The organism is Halococcus hamelinensis 100A6 (assembly GCF_000336675.1).
GTDB lineage: Archaea > Halobacteriota > Halobacteria > Halobacteriales > Halococcaceae > Halococcus > Halococcus hamelinensis.
Window position 1 is genome coordinate 22,870 of sequence record NZ_AOMB01000013.1, and the last position, 22,718, is coordinate 45,587.

Genomic DNA, 22,718 nt, shown 5'->3' on the forward strand with positions numbered 1-22,718 from the left:
ACGCAAACCTCTTTCGTTGGTCCGTCCCATCCATCGTGGTCGATCGCCACGCCCGACAGAACTGGTGGCACTTATTGCCACCGCGCGAAAACGCCCGGCATGGATACCCTCCTGCTCGACCGCGAGGCGGTCGACGCGAACGCCCGGATGGACGAGGTTACCGACGCCGTGAGCGCGGCCTTCGCGGCCTACGAACGTGGCGACGCCCGAATGCCCGCGAAGTCCTACATCGACCTCCCCGAGTACAACGGGGACTTCCGGTCGATGCCGGCCTACATGGACGCCGGCGACTGGGACGCCGCCGGGATCAAGTGGGTCAACGTCCACCCCGACAACCCCCAGAAGTTCGACCTCCCGACCGTGATCGGCACGATGATCTACTCGGACCCCGAGACCGCGATGCCGCTCGCGATCATGGACGGCTCCGAGGTCACGATGAAACGCACCGGCGCGGCCGCCGCGGTCGCCACCGACCACCTCGCGATCGACGAGGCCAGAAGCCTCGGACTCGTCGGCGCTGGGGTCCAGTCCTACACCCAGGTCGAGGCCATCGCCGCGGTCCGCGACATCGAGGAGATCGTCGTCTCGGACCTCGACGAGGCGGCCATCGAGGCGTTCGTCGACGCCTTCTCCGACCGCTTCGACGTTCGTGGCGGCTCGATCGCCGAAGCCGCCGCCTGCGACGTGCTTTCGACGGTGACCCCGAGCACCGAACCGCTCGTCTCGCGGGAGCACCTCGGGGCCCACACCCACGTCAACGCGATGGGGGCCGACGCCGCCGCGAAACAGGAGCTCGACCCCGCAATCCTCGAAGCGGCGAAGCTCGTGATCGACGACCACGACCAGACGACTCACTCGGGCGAGATCAGCATCCCCTACACCGACGGCACGATCGGCGACGAGGACATCGACGCCGCGGTGGGCGAGATCGTCGTCGGCGAGCGGCCCGGCCGGACCGACGACGACGGCATCACCGTCTTCGACAGCACCGGGCTCGCGATCCAGGACGTGGCGACCGCTCACGTGGTCTACGAGCACGCCCAGGAGACGGGCGACGTCGACTCGTTCGCGTTCGTCAGCCGGTAGCTTCCTCGGGGCGGTCGCCCGAGCCGAACGCCCGGTCGAGCAGCCAGTAGACCACGAACAGCGGGATCACGGGCAGGGCGACCACGAACATGACGATGAAGATCCCCCAGCCGATGGCGTCCATCTCGGTGTTTCGATGCGGCCTGGAGAGGGGCGTGACGGTTCTGATTCCCGAGTCGTCTTCTTCGGTGTCGTCGCTGCTCATACCCACCCTACGCCACTGGGCGTCAAGAACGTCGCGGCTTCCCGACCAATGACAAGGTAAAAACCCGACCGTGGTCAATGACACCCAAGCCGTCTCTCATGTCTCGACAGGACACCTACGACCACACCGCCATCGAACAGACCTGGCAGGCTCGCTGGGACGAGGCCGGCGTCTACCGAACGCCGAACGACGCGACCGACCCGGCCTACGTCCTCGCGATGTTCCCCTACCCGTCGGGCCAGCTCCACATGGGCCACGTCCGGAACTACACCATCACCGACGCCTACGCCCGCTACCTCCGGATGCAGGGCGAGGACGTCCTCCACCCGATGGGCTGGGACTCGTTCGGAATGCCCGCCGAGAACGCCGCGATCGAACGCGAGAGCGACCCCCGGGAGTGGACCATGGACTGCATCGACACCATGCGCGACCAGATGCGGTCGGTGGGGCTCGGCTACGACTGGGAGCGCGAGGTCACGACCTGCGAACCCGACTACTACCGATGGAATCAGTGGTTCTTCAAGCAATTCTACGAGGACGGCCTCGCCGAGCAGAAGGGCGGCGAGGTCAACTGGTGTCCCTCGTGTGAGACCGTGCTGGCAAACGAGCAGGTCGAGGGCGAGGACGAACACTGCTGGCGGTGTGGCACGCCCGTCGAGTCACGAACCCTCGACCAGTGGTTCCTCTCGATCACCGAGTACGCCGACGAACTGCTCGACGGGATCGACGACCTAGACGGGTGGCCCGACAGCGTTCGCGGGATGCAGCGCAACTGGATCGGCCGCCAGGAGGGCGCGCGGGTCGAGTTCGAGATCCCGGGGTTCGGCGGGTGCGAGGCCTTCACGACCCGGCTCGACACCGTCCACGGCGCGACCTTCTTCGCGCTCGCGCCGGGTCACGAGGTCACCCAGGAACTGATCGCCGAAAACCCCGAACTCGAAGCCCAGGTCGAGACCCTTGACCCGGACGCCGACGGCGACGAGAAACGCGGTGTCTTCACGGGCGAGCACGCGGTCAACCCGCTGACGGGCGAGGAGATACCCGTTTACGTCGCAGATTTCGTGCTCTCGGACGTGGGTACGGGCGCGCTGATGGGTGTTCCCGGCCACGACGAGCGCGACCACGAGTTCGCCAGCGAGTACGACATCGAGATCCGGCAAGTCGTCGCGCCCGCGGACGGCGACGGCTCGCTCGACATCGAGGACGGAGCCTACACCGAGGACGGCGTGCTGGTCAACAGCGGCGAGTACGACGGGCTGGAGAGCCACGCGGCCCGCGACCGCTTCGTCGACACCATCGAGAGCGCGTCACACCACACCCAGTACCGCCTCCGCGACTGGCTGATCAGCCGCCAGCGCTACTGGGGTACCCCGATCCCCATCGTCCACTGCGAGGAGTGCGGTGCCGTGCCGGTCCCCGACGAGGATTTGCCGGTGGAGCTCCCGGAGTTCGTGCCGACCCCGACCGGCAACCCGATCGAGGAGGTCGAGTCGTTCGTCCGGACCGAGTGTCCCGAGTGTGGCGGCCCCGCCGAGCGCGAGACCGACACCATGGACACCTTCATGGACTCGTCGTGGTACTTCCTCAGGTTCGTCTCGCCCGACCTCGACGACGCGCCGTTCGACACCGACCGCGCGAACGACTGGATGCCGGTCGACCGGTACGTCGGCGGGGTCGAACACGCCGTCCTGCACCTGCTCTACGCCCGCTTTTTCACCCGTGCGATCTCGGACATGGGGATGGTCGACGTCGAGGAGCCGTTCGACAACCTGACGAATCACGGGATGGTGTTGCTCGAGAACCGCGCGATGTCGAAGAGCCAGAACCACGTCGTCTCGCCCGACGAGATCATCGCGGAGTACGGTGCCGACACCGCGCGGCTGTTCATGATGAGCGTCGCGGGCCCCGAGACGGACTTCAACTGGACCGACCGCGGCGTGCGCTCGAACAACGAGTTCGTCCGACGGCTCCATGGAACCGTCACGGAGTTCGTCGAGGGAACCACCGAGACGGCCGAAGCAGGGGAGCGCCCGATCGACGAGTACGTCGCGCGCGAGGTCGACGCGACGGTCGCCGCGGCGACCACGGGCTACGACGGCTTCCGGTTCGACGAGGCGCTCCGGGAGGCCCGCGCGCTGGTCACGCTGCTCCGGCAGTACCGCGAGCGGGTCACGCCCGACGCGTCGACGTTCGAACGCGGCCTCCGGGTCGCGGTCCGGCTGCTCGCGCCCGTCGTCCCGCACGTCGCCGAGGAGTGCTGGGAGGCGCTCGGCGAGGACGGCTTCGTGGCCGAGGCCGACTGGCCGGTCGCCGGGAGCGACGTCGACTACGCCGCCGAGCGCCGGCTGGTCGAGAACACCCGCGAGGACGTCCGGCACATCGTCGACGTCGCCGACATCGAGGATCCCGAGGAGATCGAGGTCGTGGTCGCGCCCGCGTGGAAGCACCGCGCGCTCGACATCGCCATCGAGGCCGACGACGACGTCGTGGGAAGCGTGATGCGCGACGAGGCGCTCCGAACCCGTGGCGAGGCCGCTGCCGACTACGCGAAGGACCTCGCGGCGAACCACCAGTCGCTGACCGAAGCGCTCGCGCCCGAGACCGAACTCGCCGCGCTCCGGCGGGCGGCGTGGCTGTTCGAACGCGAGTTCGAAGCCGACGTGACGATCGTCCCCGCCAACGAGGCCGACGAGAGCGTGGCGAAGAAGGCTACCCCGGGCCGACCCGCGATCCAGATCGACTGAGCCGGGAGCGTCCTGCGCCCGATCGATCACCCTCACTCTTCTTTGCTGATCGTCGCGTATTCGTCCCATGACAGCCTCCGACGGGTGCGAACGGCTGCTTCGACACCGCTTGCGAGCACAGCGGATCGCGCCTCGGGCCGCCAACGACGTGACCGTCGGCGATCTCGTCGGGTCGGTCTGTGGAATCCAGGCCCAGGAGAAACCCGCCGCCGCGCTCTCGGTGCGTGCCCGGCGTCGGGGGCTGACGGCCACGGACGTCGAACGCGCGCTCTACGACGAGCGGTCGGTCGTCCGGACGTGGTGTATGCGCGGGACCTTCCACCTCGTCGCGACGGCGGACCTGCCGTGGTTGCTGGCGGTGTTCGGCCCGACGTTCGCGACGCGTGGCCCCGACCCACGCCGGCTCGCCGAGTGGGGATTCGACGAGGAGCGGGTCGAAGCGGCCGTCGAGACCATCGGGGACGTGCTGGCCGACGAGGGACCGCTCACGCGCGAAGGCATCGCCGAGCATCTCGTCGACCGCGGTGTCGCCGTAGACACGGCGACACAGGCCGTCTATCACCTGATACGGCGGGCGGCGCTCCGGGGTGTCGTCTGTGAAGTCGCACCCATCGATGGGACGAACGCCTACGACCGTCTCGATAGCTGGGTCGATCCCGGCCCTGCGCCCGATCACGACGACGCGCTCGCCACGCTCGCCCAGCGCTATCTCGCGGCGTACGGACCGGCGACCCGTGCGGACTTCGCGGCGTGGAGCGGTCTCTACGCGAAGGACGTGAAGACGGCGTGGGCGTCGCTGACCGACGACGCACGCGAACTGGAGACCGACGCCGGCGAGGCGCTGATGCTGGAGCAGGCGGACTCGGACGACCCGCCGATCGAATCCCTCTCGGTCCGGCTGCTCCCCGGCTACGACACGTATCTGCTGGGCTACAAGAAGGAACATCGCCCGGTCCCCGACGGCTACGAGTCGCACGTCTGGCCAGGTGGCGGTATCATTCGGCCGACCGTGCTGGTCGATGGGGGCGTCGTGGGAACGTGGCGACTCGACCGGTCGCGGAAAACGACGGGCATCGACGTCACACCGTTCGAGTCGCTCGACGAGTCGATTCTGAAGCGAGTAGAGCACGAGGCGACGGACGTGGGCCGGTTCCTGGACGAGTCGATCGAGTGTCGCGTGCTGCGTCCCGACTGAACTCCAGTGCGTGTTCCGCCGCGTCGACCGGCCCGCAAACGGTTTGGGGGTACGGTCCGCGGCCAGCTCATGGGCCGATTCGCCGCAGACGTGCAAGCCCACTTCCGGGAGCGCCTCGCGACGCTCGCACCCGACTTCGACTGGACGACCGAGCACCGGATCGGGCGGACGCCCGTCGACGTGGCCGGCGAGTCCGCGACTCGCCTCGTTGTGGTGGAGTTGGAGTGGCGCAGAGCGGACCCGGCGGACAACACCGCGAAGCTCTTTCGCCACCTCGCCGAGGACGTGCTCGCCGGTCGCGTCGACGTCTTTCAGCTGTTCACCCGGTACTACGACCTCGCGAACGGCGGGGTCTCCTCGAAACGTGAAAACGCCGAGTTCGTTGGTCGCACCGCCGCCACGACGTTCAATGGGTTCCAGTACCACCCCCTCGAGTTCGAACTCGACCCGCCGAAGCGTGGGACGGAGCGGCCGGCGGGGTGGCGAGCGGTCGCGGATACCGCCGCACGGAACGTTCGCGATCGGATCTGAGCGCGGCGCTTCAGCCGTCGAGCGCGACGAGCCCCGATTCGTCCGCGTCTTCGAGCACCGCGCGGGCGTGGCCGTCGGGGTCGACGGACTCGTAGACCGATTCGACCTCGCCGTCGGCGAGCACGAACGTGGTTCGGGCCACGAAGTCGTCCTCGACGTCGAGGCCGAAGGCGTTCGCGACCTCGCCCTCGGGATCGGCGAGCAGGTCGAAATCGAGGTCGTTGTCCTCGGCGAATCGCTCGTGGGAGTCGACGTCGTCGGTCGAAACACCGTAGACCGTCAGCCCGGCGTCGCGGTAGGTCTCGTGTTCGGCCGCGAACTGGTTGGCTTCGAGTGTACAGCCGGGCGTGTCGTCGCGCGGGTAGAAGTAGACTACCGTCGGCTCGTCGAAGTCCGGCGAGACGGACTCGCCGTGCTGGTTCGTCGCGCTCACGTCGGGTGCCGGGTCGCCGGTCGAGAGGACCATGTCCCTCCTCCGGGCGGGTGCCGAAAGTCGGTTCCGTTCCTCAGTCGATGTCGATGCTGCGCGAGTCCGAATCGCTCGCCGCCTTCGGGAGCGTCACGGTCAGCACGCCGTTGGTGTACGACGCGCTCGCCTCGCCTTCCTCGACCTGCTCGGGGAGGGTCAGCGACCGGCTCACCGACTGCGTGTGGCGTTCGCGCCGGAGGTAGTCGCCGTCGGATTCTTCGGACGACTCGTCGCGCTCGGCGGTGATGCGGAGGGTTCGGTCGGCGACCGAGAGGTCGATCTCCTCGCGGTCGTACCCGGGCAGGTCGGCCGTGACCTCGAAGCTGTCCCCGGCGTCGGCGAGGTCGACGGAGACCGACTGGGTCGCGGGGACGGGCATCTCGTCGAACCGCCCGAACTGGTCGTTCATGCGGTCGAACATCCGCTCGATCTCGTCGAAGGGGTTGCGTCGGGACATTTTCACCTCACTGTAGGCTCGCGAGGCAGTTAAATCTCACTCGACGACGTGTTCGGTATCGTAGGAGCCGAGCCGTCGGACCCACCCCGCCTCAGCGAGGGTCTCGATCTCCTCGACGGCGGCCCGGGTTCGGTCCTCGTAGAGGCCCGCCTCGATGTCGATGTGGAAGACGTAGTCCCCGAGGCGTTCGCCGCTCGGTCGTGACTCGATCCGGGTGAGGTTGATGCGGCGGTCCGCGAACGGTCGGAGGAGGTCGAGCAGGAGTCCGGGGTGGTTGTCGTCGGGGTAGACGATCAGCGAGCTCTTGCCGCCCGCCGCCGAGCGCTCGGCGGTCGGGGCCACCACGAGGAAGCGGGTCGCGTTCGAGGTCCGGTCCTGGATGTCCTCGCCGAGCACCGAGAGCCCGCCGTCGGCGGTGCCGGGGTGGGCGATCGCCGCCACGTCCGGGTCCTCTCGCGCGCGCTCGACGCCTCGGGCGGTACTGGTGACGGATTCGAGGGTCGCGTCGGGGTGCTCGGCGTCGAGGTAGCTCCGACACTGGGCGAGCGCCTGGGGGTGGCTCGCCACGACCGAGAAATCGCCCGTCTGCGCCAACAGTGCGTGGCGGATCGGGGTGATGAGTTCGCGTACCACCGCGACCTCGAACTCGGCGAGCGCGTCGAGGCTCTCGGTGACGGAGCCCTCGATGCTGTTCTCGACCGGGACGATCCCCCGGTCGGCCTCGCCCGTGGCGACCGCTTCGACGATGCCGGTGACTGATTCGCGGAACTCGACCCCCTCGCCGACGGCCCCGGCCGCGCGATGGGAGTAGGTACCCGCCGGACCCAACGTGACGATCCTCATCGGTGGCCATTCCCCGCACCCGGGCAAAAGCGTGTGGGGTCCGGCGGTGGCGGCGCGGCCGCGGCGGTTGCGGCCCGCGGTGTGGCGGTTGCGGTGCGGCCGCGGCGGGTGCGGCGGGGCGGTCGCGGTAGCGGTACGGTCCTGGCGGATGAAGGGCGAGGCGCGAGTGAAACGAGCGCCGAGGGCTTCGGCGGAAGCGGTTGGCGGTCGCTGTGCCGTACGGTTTGCTGAGCGGTTGCTGTGTGGATAGTGATTGCACCGCGAGCGAGTGGAACGAGCGAGCGGGCGCGAGGGTGACCGGAGGGAACCCGACGCGCTTTTGATCCACATTTTGCCAGCGAGGGAGCGAGCGCTAGCGAGCGACTGAGCGCAGCAAAAGGTGGAGTGGTATGCGTGGGACCGGATTTGAACCGGCGGACCTCTACAGGACAGCGCCCTCAACGCTGCGCCGTTGGCCTGGCTTGGCTACCCACGCGCGGTCTGTCGTACCCCGCCGTCCGATAAAAGCCCTTTGTTGACGGTCCGATGTGCGGCGGGGTGTCAGGCCACGCCCCCACATCCCTCGCCGCCGGCGGTTCGTGCCCGTGGATCGACCGACGGCGGTCGAAGTTGTGTCTTTTTTGTGGGTCGAGGCCGAACGACCCGGTTGGATGGAAATCGGTCGTTTCGAACGCCATACGGTGCGGCGGGATGGTACGAAGGCGACGGTCGACGGGTCGCGACCCGGCGGGTGGGTGGTCCACGGGGACGACACCGGACGGGACGGTGAGCGAGGGTAGCACGGATGGCGCTCGCCGACTTCGTCTTCGTCTCGCTCACGACGGTTCAGATCGTCGCGCTGGTACCGACGCTCCGGGATGCCGAGAGTCGGATCCCCCGACTCACCTCCGCCACCGCGGCGTTCGTGTGGTTCGCCTACTCGTTGACCTATCTCACGATGGGGCTCGTCTTCGCCGCGGTCTCCGGCACGGTCGGTGCCCTGATGTGGGCGTACATCCTCCTGAAGAAGCCGACGGTCGACGACATCGAGCTCCCGTCGACCGACTGACCCGAACCGACGGCCCCCGGAACGGCCGGGGAAGACCGTCAGTGCCGGGGCGAACGCTATGGAATCGAGAGCACGCGACCACAGAGGGCGCAGGGGAGCGTATACTGACCCGGGCGACGGCAGCCCGGTTCGTCGTACCACGTTTCTCCGCCACAGTTCGGGCAGGTCGCGATCGGCATACGAGGGCCATCGCTGGCGGCTGGTTATCACCTTTCCATGTACCGGGACCGACACGATCCCCGAACCAAAGGCGGAGAATCGGTCTCGTCGGGCCGAGAACGTCTGTCCTGGTCCACTCCCGCCGGGTCTCCCTCCACAATGGCGGCTAACGGGCATTCAGTTGTAAGTCTTCACCTCCCCTCTGAAGAGGCTCGCTACGACACGAAACCGGGTCCGCCGGTCGTCAGTCGGCCGAGAGACCGGCGAGCTCCCGGGGTGGGCCACCGGCTATCCGGTCGCGGTCGTGGTCGGCCTCGAAGTCGTGGTTCGGCCCGACCGCGACGATCCGTTTGGGGTTGATGTCGGGATGGGTTCGGTAGTAGTGTTCGCGGATATGGTCCATCCGAACCGTCTCGGACACCCCGGGGAGCTGGTAGAGCTCCTTCAGGTAGTTCCAGAGGTTCGGGTACTCCGCGATCTTCCGGACGTTGCACTTGAAGTGGGTGTGGTAGACGTCGTCGAAGCGGACCAGCGTGGTGAACAGACAGACGTCGGCCTCGGTGAGGGCGTCACCACAGAGGTAGCGCTGGTCGGCGAGGACCTCCTCCCAGTGGTCGAGCGCGTCGAAGAGTTCGGAAACGGCGTTCTCGTAGGCGTCCTGACTCCCCGCGAAGCCCGCGCGATAGACCCCGTTGTTGATCGGTTCGTATATCGCGTCGATCGTCTCGTCTATCTCGTCGCGCTTGCCTTCGGGATAGAGCGTCGCGTCGTTGGCGAACTCGTCGAAGGCGGTGTCGAGCATCCGCATCACCTCCTCGGATTCGTTGTTGACGATGGTCTCTCGTTCCTTGTCCCAGAGCACGGGCACCGTCACGCGGCCCGTGAACTCGGGATCGGCCTTCACGTAGGCCTCGCGGAGGTAGTCGAAGCCGTTCTGCGAGTCGGGCGTCGTACCGTCCTTCCCGGGGGTGAACTGCCAGCCGTCCTCGGCTCGGTAGGGGTCGACGACGTCGACCGAGACGACGTCTTCGAGCCCGCGGAGCGCGCGCGTCACGAGGGTCCGGTGGGCCCACGGGCAGGCGTAGGAGACGTAGAGGTGATAGCGGCCGGACTCGGCGGGAAACTCGGCGTCCGGGTCCGCCTCGACCCAGTTCCGAAAGCTCGTCTCCTGTCTGTCGAACTCGCCGTCGTCGTTCGTACTCTCATAGGCGTCGGTTCGCCACTCGCCGTCGACCAGCATGTTCATGGGTGGTCTAAGGGGCCCGTCGTTCATAGGGCGTGTGGTGGGACTCCTTCGATGGGTTTATTCGCCCTCTCGGCGTTCCACTTCGTACTATGTCCGACAAACCCGCCTCGATGTACCGGGAGATCTCGAAGCCCGCGTACACCCGCAAGGAGTACATCACCGGGATTCCGGGTTCGACGGTCGCCCAGCACAAGATGGGCGACGTCCGCACCGACCCCGAGGAGTACCCCGTCCAGATCAGCCTCTCGGTCGACGAGGAGATACAGATCCGCCACGGCGCGATGGAGGCCTCGCGCCTCTCGGCGAACCGATATCTCATCAAGAACTTCGGGGAAGGCAACTACAAGATGATCCTCCGAAAGTTCCCCCACCACGTCCTCCGGGAGAACAAGCAGGCGACGGGCGCGGGCGCGGACCGTGTCTCCGACGGGATGCGACAGGCCTTCGGCAAGCCCGTCGGCACCGCGGCGCGGATCAGTGCCGGTGAGCGCCTCTTCACGATCTGGTGTGAGCCCGACCAGGCCGACGTCGCGAAGGACGCCCTCCGGCGGGCGTACAACAAGGTCGGCACCCCGTGTACGATCACCGTCGAGCGCGGCGAAGAGCTGCTCGTCGCCTGAGTTCTCGAAGGCTTTTGTCGCCGGCGGGTTTCGGTACGGTATGCTCAGACTCGCGGTCGCCACCGGGAAGGAGACGTTCGAGCGGATGCGCGTGCCGTTGGCCGACCGCGACATCGAGGTCGACCAGGTCGTCACCGAACAGCGGACGATCCCGCTGACCGACCCGGGCTCCGAGTGGGAGGGGTTCGACGTCGGCTTCGTCCATCCCTCGCGGCTCATCGAGGGCGGGGTCGCCGACGCGCTGCTCGACGTGCCGTGGGTCAACGACCGTGAGGACATCCTGACCTCGCGGAACAAGGCCGACGTGCTCGCTCGCCTCTCGCGGGCGGGCCTCCCGACCCCGCGAAGCGTGCTGGTCTCGGATCCGATCGACGAGGCCTCGATCGTCGAGACCTTCGAGGCGTTCGACCCGCCCGTGGTCGTCAAACCGAACTCCACGACCCGGGGGACGGGCGTGGTCAAAGTCGACGACCTCGATTCGTTCCTCGGCGTGACCGACTACCTCCGATTGATCCACGACGACCCCGCGACCGCGGACCGCTCGTTTCTGGTCCAGGAGTACCTCCCGGACGCCACCGACTACCGCGCGATGTGTATCGACGGGGAGTACGCGGGTGCGGTCGAGCGCCGACTCCCCGAGCCCGAACGGGCGACGGGCCGCTGGAAGCACAACGTCCACCGCGGGGCCGAGGCCGACGGGGTCGACCTCCCCGGCGACCTCCGGGAGCTCGCCGAGCAAACCGCGGCCACCCTCGACATCCCGTGGCTCGGGGTCGACATCCTCGTGAACGACGACCGCGCGGTGGTCTCGGAGACCAACGCCCGGCCGACCATCGACGCCGCGACGAAGTACGAACCCGGCTTCTACGACGACCTCGCGGACCTCATCGAAGCTCGGGTCTGAGTGCCGCCGACTGCGGCTGCGGTGGCGGCGCGGGGCGGCAGCGGTGCGGCCGTATCGTGGCGGTGCGGCTGCGGTGGCGGTGCGGTCCTGGCGGATGAAGGGCGAGCGCCGGAGGCGCGAGGGCTTCGGCGGATGTGGTCGCGGTGCTGTGCGGAGCGGTTCGGCGGTTGGTAAGTTATCGTACCGCGAACGAGCCGAAGGTGAGTGAGCGGCAGTTTTTAGTCCAGGTTTTTGCAAGGAGTGGTGCGCGGAGCGCACCCGACGCAGCAAAAAAGTGGGGCTTTAGAGATCGATGTCGGCGGAGGTGTCGCTGCGTTCGAAGACGACTTCGAGGATGCCGTTGTTGTAGGTGGCGTTCGCCGAGCGTTCGTCGACCCGCGTGGGCAGCCGCACGCGCTCGGTGACCTCGCGGCGGTCGCCGGCGGCGTCGATGGTGAGCCGGCGACCGTCGCAGGTGAGGTCGATGGCGTCCTTCTCGATGCCCGGGAGGTCCGCGACGACGCGCACCGACTCGTCGTCCTCGTAGACGTCGACGTGGGCACCGGTGCCGTCGATGGTGTCGGTGTGGATGTCGACGTTCCCGTTCATCATCCCGTCCATCATCCGCTCTATCTCGTTGAAGATGTCCTCGAACGGGTCGCGGTCGTCACGGTCGCCCGGTTGCATAGCCACTGGTATGCGAGGGCGGGACAAAAGGGTTAGGCTACCACTTTTTTACTTCGTCGGGTGCGCTGACGCGCACCACTCCTCGCAAAAACCTGGACTAAAAAGGGCCGCTCGTTCGCCTCCGGCTCACTCGCGGTACAATTACTAACACCTCCGCAACCGCCCCGCACAGCACCGCTCCGCGACCACCACATACCTCCCCAACCGACTGCGCTCCTCGTTCGCTCGTTTCACTCACTCACTGCGGTGCTCATCCCTCGCACGCCGATTCGCGGTCGGCGCTCACCGTCGTTCGCGCCGACCGTGTGCGCGCACCAACGCATTCAGTTCGAGCTGTCGAGTCGTGGCCTCAGAACCCGATGCCGAGCGCGTCGTTCGTCGTCTCGACGCTCTCGGCGGCATCGGCGGTTCCCGCCACCGCGCGCACCGCGTCGACGTTCTCGGGCACGACGTCCGACTCCTGGTGGATGGCCTGGAACAGGTAGAGGTCGTTCCCCTCCATCGAGACCGACTCGCCCCAGAGGCAGTTCTCCCAGAGGTCGCCCCGCGGCCGACCCGCGTCGAGCGCGAACTCCTTGAGCTTGCCCGCGCCGTCGATGCCGAACCGCTCGGGCACCACGAACAGCCGCGACTCGCCTTCGAGGAGTTCCCTGACCTCCTCCGCGTCCGGCTCGGCTTCGAGCGAGACGTTCACGCTGTGCATGTGCATCAGCGTCGCCGGCACCTTGAGCCCCAGCGTGTCGATCGCGAGGTCTGGGAAGATCGTCTGGACGTCGGGACCGTGGTGCGATGGAAGGGAGATCGGGTTCGGGAGGATGTCGTTGACCGGGCCGCGCCCGGATTGGGCGGGGTCGCCGGCACGCCGAACCAGCGTCGCGCGGACCTTCTCGATCCCGTACTCCGCTTCGAGCGGCGCGACGAGCCGCGAGAGTCCCGTGGTGTTACACGAGACCACGCGGACGTGCTCGGCCCCGCTCGCATCGGCGAAGTTCGCGCGCGCGTTGAAGCTCGTATCCACCATCTCGGCGTCCTCGCCGCCCTGATAGAGCGCGGGCGTGTCGTGTGCCTCGTAGAGCGACTTGTTCTCCGCGCCGATCCCCGAGGGGGTCGCGTCGACGACGACGTCGGACTCCTCGACGAGTTCGTCGACCAGCCCCGCGAGTTCGATATCGGCCTTCACGAACTGGTCGGCGCGCTCCTCGATGGCGGCATAGAGGGAATACCCCTTCGCCACGGCGCGTTCGGCCTCGAAGTTCGGCCGCGTTTTCGCCACGCCCACGAGTTCCATGTCCGGCTGGGCGACGACCGCGTCCGCGACGCGTTTGCCGATCGTACCGTAGCCGTTGACGCCGACCTTGAGCATGTCTTCGTGTGTTCGAGCGACGGGCATAACCGTTTCGCGCGCCGGCCGAAAGCCTAAGCGCGCGGCCCCCGTGCTCGGGCCATGAGCCACGCAGACGGGACGCCCCTCGAACGGGCGGCCGAGACCGCCATCAATCAGTGTCTCGCGCTCCGGTCGAACGAATCGTGCGCCGTGGTGACCGACGACGACCGTCTCGCCATCGGCGAAGCGCTCTACGAAGCCGCCCACGAGGTAACCGAGGACGCGGTCCTCGTCCGCTACCCGCCGGGCTCACAACACGGCACCGAACCCCCGACGCCCGTGGCGGCCACGATGCGCAGCAGCGACGTGGTGCTCTGCCCGACCACGATGAGTTTGAGTCACACTCGCGCGCGCTCGCGCGCGAACGAGGCCGGTGCTCGTATCGCCACCCTCCCCGGCATCACCGAGGAGGTCTTTCGGACGGGGTTGAACACCGACTACCGGGAGATAGAGTCGGCGTGCGAGGCCGTACTCGACGCGGTCGAGGGGGCCGACGAGATCCGGGTGACCGCACCCGCGGGCACCGACATCACCTTCGAACCCGGCGCACACGAGTGGCTCGCGGACACCGGCATCGTCCACGAGGCGGGCGTGATGTCGAACCTCCCCGCCGGCGAGGTGTTCGTCAGCCCCGAGACCGCCGAGGGAACCTACGTCGTCGACGGCACGATGATGCCCCACGGCCTGCTCGATAGGGAACTTCGATTCGAAGTCGAGGACGGTCTGGTCACCGAGATCTCCGACGACAACATCCGCGAGCAGGTCGAACGCGGTGCGGAGGAAGTGGGCGAGGACGCCTACAACCTCGCCGAGCTCGGCATCGGTACCAACGTCGCGGTCACGGAACTGGTCGGTTCGGTGCTCCTCGACGAGAAAGCCGCCGGAACAGTGCATATCGCCATCGGCGACGACCACGGTATCGGCGGGGACACCCAGGCCCCGCTCCACCTCGACGGCATCCTGCGCGACCCTACCGTCTACGCCGACGGCGAGGAAGTGGAACTTCCGCAGTAGGACGAGCAAGTGACTTCTCGGTCGACGCCGAAGCGACGTCCATGCGACAGAACGTCGGGGAAACCGACCGGGTCGTTCGTGGCGTCATCGGCATCTGGCTGGTCATGACCGCCATCAGTGCGTTTCGGTCGGGGCGGAAAACCGTCTGCATGGTCACCGGGATCGCGGGGCTCGGACTGCTGCAGAACGCTCTGACAGGGTTCTGCGGGGCAAACTGGCTGTTCGGCGTCGACACGACGAGTGAGTGACGGCCGGACGGACCCAGCGACGCACGACCACCACGGCTTTTATTCGCGCGCCCGATAGGACCGACATGACTCAGGCCACCGAACGCGTCGCGACGTCCTGTCCGGCGTGTTCACCCGACACCGCGGTCGTCCACGAGGTCCTCAAACCCGGGAGCCAGGCCACGGTTCGGTGCAGCGAGTGCAGCCATGTCCACAAGGTGAAGGTCGAGGAACCCGACATGCGGGAGCGCGACGTCATCGTCTCCCAGGACGGCGACTCGTTCTCGACCACCACCGAGATCCCGCTCGGCGAGCGGCTCGCGGTCGGCGAGGAGTTCGTGCTCGACACCCCCGAGGCCCTGCTGACCGTTCGGATCACGAGCCTCGAAGTCGAGGGCGGACGGACCGACGACGCGACCACCGAAGCGATCGAGACGGTCTGGACGCGGGTCGTCGGCAACGTCAGCGTCGACATCACCCTCAATCCCGCGGACGGCGGCGACGAGACCAGAGGTGTCGAACTCCGGGTCCCCGGCGACTACGAGTTCACCGTGGGCGAGCGCGAGGACCTCGGCGAGGAGTCGTTCACCGTCAAGGGGATCCACCTCCGGCCCGACGCCACGGGCTACGGCTTCGACCGGCTCGACCACGAGGGCGACATGGCGTTCGCAAAGGACGTCAATCGGGTCTACGCCGACGACGAGTCGAGTTCGGCCTGGTCCGTGTGGTGAGATGGACACCCGAGCCCAGCGGGAGCGGTTAGTCGCACAACTCGACCGCCAGGGCCGTATCGAGCGCGACTCGACCCGCGAGGCGCTGCTGGCCGTGCCGCGCCACGAGTTCGTCCCCGAAGCGCGCCGGAGCGCGGCCTACGACGACCGCCCGCTCCCGATCGGCGAGGGCCAGACCATCAGCGCGCCCCACATGGTGGCGATGATGACCGACCTGCTCGGGCTCGACCCCGGCGACTCGGTACTCGAGATCGGCACCGGATGTGGCTACCACGCCGCCGTCACCGCCGAAGTAGTCGGACATCTCCGGTCCGTCGAGTACTACGAACCCCTCGCGGTCGCGACCCGCGAGCGCCTCGCGCGCCTGGGCTACGACGTCGAGGTTCGCGTGGGCGACGGCCACCAGGGTTGGCCCGAGGGCGCGCCCTACGACGCGGCCTACCTGACGTGCGCCACCCCCGAGATCCCCGACCCCGTGGTCGAACAGGTCCGCCTTGGTGGTCGGATCGTCGCGCCGGTCGGGACGCGACGACAGACCCTCGTGCGCGCGACCAAGCAGGAAGGCGGTGATCTCGACGTCGAGAAGCACGGCGGGGTTCGGTTCGTTCGGATGCAGGGCTGAGTCGGGTCGAAGGAACGGCTCTTCACGTTTTTGTCGAGGGGGTTGAAGGGGCTGAATCGACCGCGAGTCCCGACCCAAACGAGAGACCGCACCGCCCCGCCGTCACCCCGCACAGGCCACACGCCTCCCAACCGATTCGTTCGCTCCGCTCGCCGACGGCTCGCGTCACTCACTGCGGTGCTCATCCACCGTCGGAGCTTCGCTCCGACGAGCCTGCGCTCGCGCTGCTCGCGCAGACCTCGCACAGTGTCCGCGGTCGCGGACTCACGTCCGTTCGCGCACGACCGCGAGCGTGCGCCACAGCATCCGCACCGCCGGTGGACGGCGAAAATTGTGGATAGAGCGCGGGAGCCGCCGGATGACCGGTCGTCATGGGCCCCTCGACCGGCCGGTGAAGGCGCGCGATTCAAGACCGATGGGGACGGATCTCGGGTATGGATCCGGCGGTGTTGCGCGACGACATGGTCGCGGGACTCGAACACGAGAGCAAGGGGGTCGTCGAGACCACGAGCGTGAGCGCCGCGCTCCGGGCGGTCCCACGCCACGAGTTCGTCGCCGAGGAGAAGGCCGCGTACGCCGACCGCGCGTTCGATCACCGTGGAACCGCGATTCTCGCCCCGAGCACGGTCGCACGCCTCATCGAGGCGCTCGCGCCGGCCCCCGGCGACAGCGTCCTGGTCGTGGGCGCGGGCGTCGGCTACACCGCCGCGGTCTGTGCCGAGATCGCGGGCCCACAGCACGTCCACGCCGTCGATATCTCGCGCCGGCTGGTCTTCGACGCCCGGCAGAACCTCGCGCGTGCGGGCTACGGCGGCGTCCTCGTCGACCGTCGCGACGGCGCGTACGGGCTGGCGGAGTACGCCCCCTTCGACCGAATACTGCTCGAAGCCGCCGCCGTGCGACCGCCGCGCGCGCTCACCGACCAGCTCGCGTCGGACGGTCGGCTCGTGATGCCGGTCGGCACACGCGACCAGTCGCTCGTCGCCGTCGACGGTGCGGGACACGAGACACGGTTCGGACCCACGAGCTTCGCCCCGCTGCTCGTCGAGGGCGAACAGTCCGACTCGATCGAACGCAACCGCACCGTTCGCGAGGACCGCGAGCGCGCACGCGCCATAGCCGAGCGCCGAACCGGCTGGGAACACGACTGGATCGACTGGGACCGCCAGAGCTGACCTTCGCCGCGCTCCTTCCTCGGGCTTACGTTCACCGGCCACGTCCATCGGCTACCCATGCGCGACACACACTACCACTCGCGCACCCGAACCCCGTTCGAGTCGCGATCCGAGATATTTTCACTGCCTATAGAAATCGAAGTATCATTGACTGGCACGAAACGTGGCCACGATCCGACGAAAAGTAAGTAAATGCAACTAACTGGCCAGAAGCCGTATTTTACGGATGCCTAATTAGCAGACGATGCCGCGCAACGGAACACGCGACGATAGCGACAGCACAGACAGCAGTTTCAAACCAAGCCGACGGTCGTATCTCAAGGCTGCAGGGGCAGCCGCCGTCTCGGTACCGTTGCTCGCTGGGGAGGGGGCAGCGGCGACCGAGCGCCACGGGATCAGCTTCGACAACGTCGTCGACATGGGCGACGCTGGTGACGCCACCAGCGCGATCGAGGACGCCGCCGAAAGCAACACCCTGTTGAAGTTCCCGTCGGGCGACTACGAGCTCTCGGGTCAGACCAACGTCAGCGGGAAGAGCAACTTCGGTATCGTCGGCGAGGGCGACGTCACGTTCACCGTCCCCGACGACTACAACGGCAAGGCCCTGAACATCAACGGTGGCGACGGCGTTCTCGTCGAGAACATTACCATCGACCAGAGCAACGCCACGCCGGACGTTCAGGTCGCGCCGGACGACAACCTCCAGGTTCACGGCCTGAAGATGCTCGGCGAGGGTATCAGTTCGTCAACCGGACAGAGCAAGGGGGACTCCGACGCAGCGCTTCAGGCGTTCTCCCCGATGGTCCGGTCGTCCGGCGGCTCGGGTACCGTCCAGGACATCGTCCTCCACAACGAGGGCCGGATGGGTGCGTACGGCCGCGTCGGCGTCTGGATCGGCGAGGAGAACAAGGGCACCATCCCCCTCCGTAACTGTAACGTCGAGGGCTTCTCGGGCAACGGTGTCTACGGCAGCCGGACGTCCGGCGAGGTCCACGTCGAAGGTGGACTCTACAAGAACAACGACCTCTCCCAGGTCCGTATCGGGAGCAACGGAAGCTACGTCGACGGCGTGACCGCCGTCGTCGACGTCTCCGAGAGCCGGTCGGACAACGCCGGCGAGATGCTCAACGGCTCCGGGATCCGTATCGAGAGCGACCGCGGCGGCTCGGGCGCAGCGATCCGTAACTGTGACGTCAGCATCGGCTCGGAGGCCAACGCCGATACCGGTATCAAGGTGTTCCCGAACTACAGTGGGGACTTCACCATCGAGAACACCCGCGTCGAGATGAACTCCGAAGGCTACGGGATCCGTGCGTCGAACCCGGACGGCGGCTCCGGGAGCGGCACGCTCAAGGGCGTCAGCGTCACCGGCGACGCGACCAGCCTCGTTGGCATCCTCATCCAGGGCCGCGACGGCACCACCATCGAGGACTGCTGTGTCGAAACCGAGGGGAGCCGGAAGGGCATCTTCCTCGAGAACTGTAGCGACAGTCGTGTCGCGAACACCACGATCAGCGCGGGCGGGAAGGGTCTCCAGCTCTCCGGAAGCGACGTGGAACAGAGCAACATCAGCCAGGGCGGCTCCTGCCCCGCCCCGAGCCTCTCGTCGTCGAGCTACGACGGCTCCTCGGTGTCGTCGGTCGAGGACGACTCGGAGGACGAATCGTCGAGTGACTCGGAGGACGAATCGTCGAGTGACTCGGAGGAATCCTCGGACGACTCGGACGAGTCCGATTCGTCGAGCGATTCGGATGACTCCTCGAGCGATTCGGATGACTCCTCGAGCGATTCGGATGACTCCTCGAGCGATTCGGATGACTCCTCGAGCGAGAGTTCCGATGACTCCTCATCGGACGATTCGTCGAGTGATTCGGAGGAATCCTCGGATGAGTCCGATTCGGACGACTCGGATGATTCGGATTCGAGCGAGGATTCAGAGGACTCCTCATCGGACGATTCGTCGAGTGACTCGGAGGAATCCTCGGACGACTCGGACGAGTCGTCGGGCAACTCCGACGGCTCGGGCTCGGACAACGAACTCAGCGGGGACATCGACGAGTCCGACATGCCGGAGCCCGAGGACAGCGCGAACCTCGTCATCACCGACACCAGCACCGAGGGCGGCCGCATCCCCTACGAGTTCTCGACGAGCGGTGACCTCGAGAAGTCACAGACCGGCGGCGCGACCCAGGACGACAACGACGACATCTCGGACAACACCGCCACCGGCGGCGTCCAGAGCTACCGTGACGCCTACGAGTACGAGGGCGAACTCGTCGCGCTCGAAGTCGAGGACTACGCGACGATCAAACTCGACGACGACGCCGGCACCATCACGGTGATGGGCGAGGACGAGTCGGGAACGGAGTACTCGCTCGAAGTCACCGGCACGCTCGAACACATCGACGACTCCTCCGACCCGATCTCGGACGACGGCTCCTCGGTCTCGGGCGGCGTCGGTTCGTTCCGCGACGAGTACAGCTACACCGGCAAACTCGTCCAGGCCTCGATCGACGACTCGGTCTCGATCACCACCGACCCCGAGACGCTCGACGAGTAACGCCGCGTTCGGTTACCGTTTTTTCGTGTTGCTATTCCATCCCGCATCGGTATCGTTATCCGCCGCGCACCTGATTCCTGACGTATCATGACCGGTGTGTTCGGCGGTTCTCTCTCCATGGCGGCCCTCGAGGACGCAGCGTCGTCGCTCCACGACGAGCCGTGGTACGAACGCGAGACCTTCGAGACCGACGACTACGCGCTCGGGTTGGTCCACCACGGCGACCGCGACCCGAGCGGACGACTGACCTACGACGATGGCGACCGCGCCGCCGTCGTCAACGGGGCGATAACGAACCGCGACCGGCTCGGGCTCTCGACCGACGAACTCTTCGAGTCGCTGTTCGACGACCCCGCGGCGCTTCTCGCTCGGCTCGACGGGCCGTTCGTGGTCGCGGCGATCGACCAGACGACGGACCGACTGATCGTGGCGACCGACCGACTGGGAACCCGGCCGTGTTACTACCTCGACGACGGAACCGCGTTCGCGTCGGGTCTCGCCCCGCTGATCACCCGCCTCGACGACCCGACGGTCGACGAACGAGCCGTCAGTGATATGCTGTTGATGGGCTACGTCTGGGGCGAGAAAACCCTCGTCGAGGGGGTCACGCGTCTCCCGCCGGCCACGGTGCTCGAATACCGCGCGGGTGAGGTCTCGACCGACCGGTACTGGTCGCCGTCGTTCGATGCGCTTCCCGACGACGGCTACCTCACCCGTCTGGCGGACCGCTATCGCACCGTCATCGACGATACGGCGGGAACGATCGACGACGACGCCGGGCTGTGGCTCTCCGGCGGGCTCGACAGCCGGACGATGGCGGGCGAGCTCGCACGCCACGCCGGTCGGGCGTTCGACGACCTCGAAGCCTACACCTACGACGCGAACCCGAGCGGCGGCGGCAACCCCGCGCTCGCCCGTCGCGTCGCCGACCACCTCGACATCGGTATCGACCAGGTCGAACTCACCCCGGAGCTGTTCTTAGAGCGCCTCGGCGAGGCAGTCGACCTCACCGACGGCATGCTCCGGTGGTCCTCGTTCCTCAACCTCCTCTCGGTCTACGCGCTCCCCGACGACCACGCCGGTGTCCTGATGGAGGGTGCGGGGCAGGGCGAACTGATGGGCCATCACCTCCGGCGGCGTCACTTCACGGGCACCGACTCCCCCGTCGAATCGATGTACTGGAGCGAGGCGATGGTCGACCACGGGACGGTCTCGGACCTGCTCGCCGCGGACGTCGACCCGCTCCAGTCGTTCGTCGACACCGCCGAACGCAGCGACGCCCGGACGAAGAAGGGGACGATACTCGAAGCCCACCTCGACAACTACTACGCCCGGATGACGCTCGCCAGCAACGAGATCCCGCGGAGCCGGGCCGGCACCCGCGTGCCGTTCGCCCACCGCGAGTTCCTCGAATACGTCGCCCGGCTCCCGCTGAAGTATCGGATCGGGACGGTGCCGTTCACGAACGGGACGATCCCGTTCGGCGTGACGCCGGCGAAGCTCACGCTGACGCGCGACCTCAACCCCGACCTCGCCACGATCCGCTACGAACGAACCGGCGTCGCGCCGAAGTATCCCTACCCGCTCCACGTCGCGGGCTTTCTCACCACCACCGCCGCCGCACGGCTCCTCAAGCGAACCACCTACGGCGGTCGGAGCACCACCGACGAGTGGTACCGGAACGATCCACGGGTGCGTGAGTTCTTCGACGACCTCCTCGAACGGGCCTGCGAGCGGTCGGTGTTCGACGCCGAGACGATCCGACGCCTCCGCCGCGAACATCTCGCCGGCGACGCCGACCACATGGTGACCTCGATCGCGGCGATCACGACGCTCGAACTCTGGATGGAACGCAACCTGGATTGAATCGCGGTCCCAACCGACCGAACACGAGCCGAAACGGAGCTTTCACACCCACCGCTGGTGTGTTATACTGTTCTGCCAGCCAACGGAGACACGGCTCGTCGTCTTGCTTCGAAAAGCGCCCGGGGCGGGATTTGAACCCGCGTCACGACCGTGACAGGGTCGTATGATGGGCCACTACACCACCTGGGCACCGACAACTCATCGTTGTCCGGACGGACGGTTAAACGTTTCCAAACCGACCGACGGCCGAGCCCGAAACGCTATATCCCATCGCGTCGTGCGTCCGGTCGAAATCGAGGCGAGGCAGCCATCCCCGACCGTCGTTCGCGACCCCGGAAGAGCGCCCGCTCGCGGTCGGAATGGTTAAGGTTCTGGACCCTATACAGGCTGTAGTATCTCGTGATAGCCACTTCTTCCCCAGTTAGACACACATGGTAGACGTCGGCCAGCACACGCTCGTCCCGGAGCACACCGTCGTGGAGGACGACTCCGAGATCGACGAGGTGCTCGCAGAGTACGACATCAAACGCACCGACCTCCCGAAGATCAAACGCACCGACCCGGCGCTCCCCGACGAGGCCGCGACCGGCGACGTGATCCGGATCGTTCGGGACTCACGAACCACCGACCAAGCGGTCGTCTATCGGCTCGTCATCGACTAATGAACAGGGACACACGACGTTCGATCTCACGGGAGTACTTCTCCCAGGAACGGCTCGCAGAACACCACTTCAGCTCGTTCAACGACTTCCTCGGCCGCGGGATGCAACAGGTCGTCGACGAGAAGGAGACCATCGACACCGACATCGGCGACAAGGAGGGCGAGGAGCCCGTCTTCGTCGAACTCGGCGACGTCCGGGTCGTCACGCCGCGGGTACGGGAGGCCGACGGCAGCGAGGAACGCCTCTACCCCCAGGAAGCCCGCCTCCGCAACATCACCTACTCCGCACCGGTCTTCATGGAGAT

General features: G+C 67.1%; 22 protein-coding genes, 2 tRNA genes and 1 pseudogene. 16 read left to right on the forward strand and 9 right to left on the reverse strand.

The genetic code is table 11. From position 1 onward, the window contains the following. Nucleotides 1-99 precede the first annotated feature (99 nt). Nucleotides 100-1,086: an alanine dehydrogenase gene (locus tag C447_RS04890; RefSeq protein ID WP_007691481.1), complete on the forward strand. Its 987-nt coding sequence runs from the start codon at nt 100-102 to the stop codon at nt 1,084-1,086. Here the strand turns inward: C447_RS04890 and C447_RS04895 are convergent. Then, a complete protein-coding gene (locus C447_RS04895) occupies nt 1,076-1,291 on the reverse strand; it encodes a DUF7535 family protein (protein WP_007691482.1) in 216 nt (71 codons plus the stop codon). The two genes, C447_RS04890 and C447_RS04895, sit on opposite strands and share 11 nt — an antisense overlap. 98 nt (nt 1,292-1,389) lie before the next feature. Here C447_RS04895 and leuS point away from each other — a divergent pair, with 98 nt between their 5' ends. From leuS to C447_RS04910, 3 genes are all read left to right on the forward strand, one after another. Next, nucleotides 1,390-4,035, forward strand: a complete 2,646-nt coding sequence (gene leuS / locus C447_RS04900) for a leucine--tRNA ligase (RefSeq protein WP_007691483.1) — start codon at nt 1,390-1,392, stop codon at nt 4,033-4,035. Nucleotides 4,036-4,102: 67 nt separating this feature from the next. Further along, nucleotides 4,103-5,230, forward strand: coding sequence for a winged helix DNA-binding domain-containing protein (locus C447_RS04905; protein ID WP_007691484.1), 1,128 nt, complete (start codon nt 4,103-4,105; stop codon nt 5,228-5,230). Between the two features lie 69 nt (nt 5,231-5,299). Then, entirely contained in the window at nt 5,300-5,761 is a 462-nt protein-coding gene (locus tag C447_RS04910) for a hypothetical protein (protein ID WP_007691485.1), read from the forward strand. A 10-nt stretch (nt 5,762-5,771) separates the two neighbouring features. Here the strand turns inward: C447_RS04910 and C447_RS04915 are convergent, their stop codons facing one another. From C447_RS04915 to C447_RS04930, 4 genes are all read right to left on the reverse strand, one after another. Further along, a complete protein-coding gene (locus C447_RS04915; protein WP_007691486.1) occupies nt 5,772-6,227 on the reverse strand; it encodes a peroxiredoxin in 456 nt (151 codons plus the stop codon). Nucleotides 6,228-6,267: 40 nt separating this feature from the next. Continuing rightward, nucleotides 6,268-6,687 (reverse strand): Hsp20/alpha crystallin family protein, encoded by a 420-nt coding sequence (locus C447_RS04920; protein WP_007691488.1) that lies wholly within the window; start codon nt 6,685-6,687, stop codon nt 6,268-6,270. A 36-nt stretch (nt 6,688-6,723) separates the two neighbouring features. After that, nucleotides 6,724-7,530, reverse strand: coding sequence for a prephenate dehydratase (gene pheA, locus C447_RS04925; protein WP_007691489.1), 807 nt, complete (start codon nt 7,528-7,530; stop codon nt 6,724-6,726). Between the two features lie 390 nt (nt 7,531-7,920). Then, nucleotides 7,921-8,005: transfer RNA gene (locus C447_RS04930), tRNA-Leu, on the reverse strand. 309 nt (nt 8,006-8,314) lie between these two features. Between C447_RS04930 and C447_RS04935 the strand changes: the two genes are divergently transcribed. After that, the gene (locus C447_RS04935; protein WP_007691491.1) at nt 8,315-8,578 is read left to right on the forward strand and encodes a hypothetical protein; all 264 of its coding nucleotides are present in this window, start codon (nt 8,315-8,317) and stop codon (nt 8,576-8,578) included. A gap of 403 nt (nt 8,579-8,981) precedes the next feature. Here C447_RS04935 and C447_RS04940 read toward each other — a convergent pair whose 3' ends face one another. Beyond that, nucleotides 8,982-9,983, reverse strand: coding sequence for a glutathione S-transferase family protein (locus C447_RS04940; RefSeq protein ID WP_007691492.1), 1,002 nt, complete (start codon nt 9,981-9,983; stop codon nt 8,982-8,984). Nucleotides 9,984-10,072: 89 nt separating this feature from the next. Between C447_RS04940 and C447_RS04945 the strand changes: the two genes are divergently transcribed. Further along, complete coding sequence (locus tag C447_RS04945) at nt 10,073-10,603, forward strand: 50S ribosomal protein L16 (protein WP_007691494.1); 531 nt, start codon at nt 10,073-10,075, stop codon at nt 10,601-10,603. Between the two features lie 40 nt (nt 10,604-10,643). Next, complete coding sequence (locus C447_RS04950) at nt 10,644-11,507, forward strand: ATP-grasp domain-containing protein (RefSeq protein WP_007691496.1); 864 nt, start codon at nt 10,644-10,646, stop codon at nt 11,505-11,507. A 282-nt stretch (nt 11,508-11,789) separates the two neighbouring features. Here the strand turns inward: C447_RS04950 and C447_RS04955 are convergent, their stop codons facing one another. Continuing rightward, nucleotides 11,790-12,173: an Hsp20/alpha crystallin family protein gene (locus C447_RS04955; RefSeq protein WP_007691499.1), complete on the reverse strand. Its 384-nt coding sequence runs from the start codon at nt 12,171-12,173 to the stop codon at nt 11,790-11,792. A gap of 349 nt (nt 12,174-12,522) precedes the next feature. Continuing rightward, complete coding sequence (locus C447_RS04960) at nt 12,523-13,536, reverse strand: type II glyceraldehyde-3-phosphate dehydrogenase (RefSeq protein ID WP_010612537.1); 1,014 nt, start codon at nt 13,534-13,536, stop codon at nt 12,523-12,525. 81 nt (nt 13,537-13,617) lie between these two features. Between C447_RS04960 and C447_RS04965 the strand changes: the two genes are divergently transcribed. The 7 genes from C447_RS04965 (at nt 13,618) to C447_RS04995 (ending at nt 21,752) form a co-directional block, all read left to right on the forward strand. Next, on the forward strand, nt 13,618-14,571 hold the full coding sequence (locus tag C447_RS04965) for an aminopeptidase (RefSeq protein WP_007691503.1): 954 nt from the start codon (nt 13,618-13,620) through the stop codon (nt 14,569-14,571). A gap of 41 nt (nt 14,572-14,612) precedes the next feature. Beyond that, nucleotides 14,613-14,819 (forward strand): YgaP family membrane protein, encoded by a 207-nt coding sequence (locus C447_RS04970; RefSeq protein WP_007691505.1) that lies wholly within the window; start codon nt 14,613-14,615, stop codon nt 14,817-14,819. A gap of 65 nt (nt 14,820-14,884) precedes the next feature. After that, the gene (locus C447_RS04975; RefSeq protein ID WP_007691507.1) at nt 14,885-15,529 is read left to right on the forward strand and encodes an HVO_0476 family zinc finger protein; all 645 of its coding nucleotides are present in this window, start codon (nt 14,885-14,887) and stop codon (nt 15,527-15,529) included. 1 nt (nt 15,530) lies between these two features. Further along, nucleotides 15,531-16,151: a protein-L-isoaspartate(D-aspartate) O-methyltransferase gene (locus C447_RS04980; RefSeq protein WP_007691509.1), complete on the forward strand. Its 621-nt coding sequence runs from the start codon at nt 15,531-15,533 to the stop codon at nt 16,149-16,151. Nucleotides 16,152-16,585: 434 nt separating this feature from the next. Next, nucleotides 16,586-17,326 (forward strand): protein-L-isoaspartate O-methyltransferase family protein, encoded by a 741-nt coding sequence (locus C447_RS04985; protein WP_007691510.1) that lies wholly within the window; start codon nt 16,586-16,588, stop codon nt 17,324-17,326. A 244-nt stretch (nt 17,327-17,570) separates the two neighbouring features. Beyond that, nucleotides 17,571-19,886: a right-handed parallel beta-helix repeat-containing protein gene (locus tag C447_RS04990; RefSeq protein WP_049904373.1), complete on the forward strand. Its 2,316-nt coding sequence runs from the start codon at nt 17,571-17,573 to the stop codon at nt 19,884-19,886. A gap of 117 nt (nt 19,887-20,003) precedes the next feature. Continuing rightward, the gene (locus tag C447_RS04995) at nt 20,004-21,752 is read left to right on the forward strand and encodes an asparagine synthase-related protein (RefSeq protein ID WP_007691514.1); all 1,749 of its coding nucleotides are present in this window, start codon (nt 20,004-20,006) and stop codon (nt 21,750-21,752) included. A gap of 116 nt (nt 21,753-21,868) precedes the next feature. On the opposite strand, the gene C447_RS05000 is transcribed toward C447_RS04995, so the two are convergent. Then, nucleotides 21,869-21,941, reverse strand: a tRNA-Asp gene (locus C447_RS05000). A gap of 242 nt (nt 21,942-22,183) precedes the next feature. On the opposite strand from C447_RS05000, the gene C447_RS05005 reads away from it, so the two are divergent. Both C447_RS05005 and C447_RS05010 read left to right on the forward strand, forming a co-directional pair. After that, nucleotides 22,184-22,414 carry a DNA-directed RNA polymerase subunit H gene (locus tag C447_RS05005; protein ID WP_007691516.1) on the forward strand — a complete coding sequence of 77 codons (231 nt, stop codon included), beginning with the start codon at nt 22,184-22,186 and terminating at the stop codon, nt 22,412-22,414. Further along, nucleotides 22,414-22,718 (forward strand): annotated as a pseudogene (locus C447_RS05010) (DNA-directed RNA polymerase subunit B''); the annotation flags it as partial. The gene C447_RS05005 and the pseudogene C447_RS05010, both read left to right, overlap by 1 nt.

Bases quoted from the DNA above. Each gene is read 5' to 3' on its own strand.
- C447_RS04955 (WP_007691499.1), bottom strand. From the start codon at position 12,173: ATGCAACCGGGCGACCGTGACGACCGCGACCCGTTCGAGGACATCTTC.
- C447_RS04895 (WP_007691482.1), bottom strand. From the start codon at position 1,291: ATGAGCAGCGACGACACCGAAGAAGACGACTCGGGAATCAGAACCGTC.
- C447_RS04985 (WP_007691510.1), top strand. From the start codon at position 16,586: ATGGATCCGGCGGTGTTGCGCGACGACATGGTCGCGGGACTCGAACAC.
- C447_RS04940 (WP_007691492.1), bottom strand. From the start codon at position 9,983: ATGAACATGCTGGTCGACGGCGAGTGGCGAACCGACGCCTATGAGAGT.
- pheA (WP_007691489.1), bottom strand. From the start codon at position 7,530: ATGAGGATCGTCACGTTGGGTCCGGCGGGTACCTACTCCCATCGCGCG.
- C447_RS04920 (WP_007691488.1), bottom strand. From the start codon at position 6,687: ATGTCCCGACGCAACCCCTTCGACGAGATCGAGCGGATGTTCGACCGC.
- C447_RS04965 (WP_007691503.1), top strand. From the start codon at position 13,618: ATGAGCCACGCAGACGGGACGCCCCTCGAACGGGCGGCCGAGACCGCC.
- C447_RS04975 (WP_007691507.1), top strand. From the start codon at position 14,885: ATGACTCAGGCCACCGAACGCGTCGCGACGTCCTGTCCGGCGTGTTCA.
- C447_RS04935 (WP_007691491.1), top strand. From the start codon at position 8,315: ATGGCGCTCGCCGACTTCGTCTTCGTCTCGCTCACGACGGTTCAGATC.
- C447_RS04945 (WP_007691494.1), top strand. From the start codon at position 10,073: ATGTCCGACAAACCCGCCTCGATGTACCGGGAGATCTCGAAGCCCGCG.
- C447_RS04990 (WP_049904373.1), top strand. From the start codon at position 17,571: ATGCCGCGCAACGGAACACGCGACGATAGCGACAGCACAGACAGCAGT.
- C447_RS04980 (WP_007691509.1), top strand. From the start codon at position 15,531: ATGGACACCCGAGCCCAGCGGGAGCGGTTAGTCGCACAACTCGACCGC.
- C447_RS04995 (WP_007691514.1), top strand. From the start codon at position 20,004: ATGGCGGCCCTCGAGGACGCAGCGTCGTCGCTCCACGACGAGCCGTGG.
- C447_RS05005 (WP_007691516.1), top strand. From the start codon at position 22,184: ATGGTAGACGTCGGCCAGCACACGCTCGTCCCGGAGCACACCGTCGTG.
- C447_RS04915 (WP_007691486.1), bottom strand. From the start codon at position 6,227: ATGGTCCTCTCGACCGGCGACCCGGCACCCGACGTGAGCGCGACGAAC.
- C447_RS04890 (WP_007691481.1), top strand. From the start codon at position 100: ATGGATACCCTCCTGCTCGACCGCGAGGCGGTCGACGCGAACGCCCGG.
- leuS (WP_007691483.1), top strand. From the start codon at position 1,390: ATGTCTCGACAGGACACCTACGACCACACCGCCATCGAACAGACCTGG.
- C447_RS04905 (WP_007691484.1), top strand. From the start codon at position 4,103: ATGACAGCCTCCGACGGGTGCGAACGGCTGCTTCGACACCGCTTGCGA.
- C447_RS04910 (WP_007691485.1), top strand. From the start codon at position 5,300: ATGGGCCGATTCGCCGCAGACGTGCAAGCCCACTTCCGGGAGCGCCTC.
- C447_RS04950 (WP_007691496.1), top strand. From the start codon at position 10,644: ATGCTCAGACTCGCGGTCGCCACCGGGAAGGAGACGTTCGAGCGGATG.
- C447_RS04970 (WP_007691505.1), top strand. From the start codon at position 14,613: ATGCGACAGAACGTCGGGGAAACCGACCGGGTCGTTCGTGGCGTCATC.
- C447_RS04960 (WP_010612537.1), bottom strand. From the start codon at position 13,536: ATGCTCAAGGTCGGCGTCAACGGCTACGGTACGATCGGCAAACGCGTC.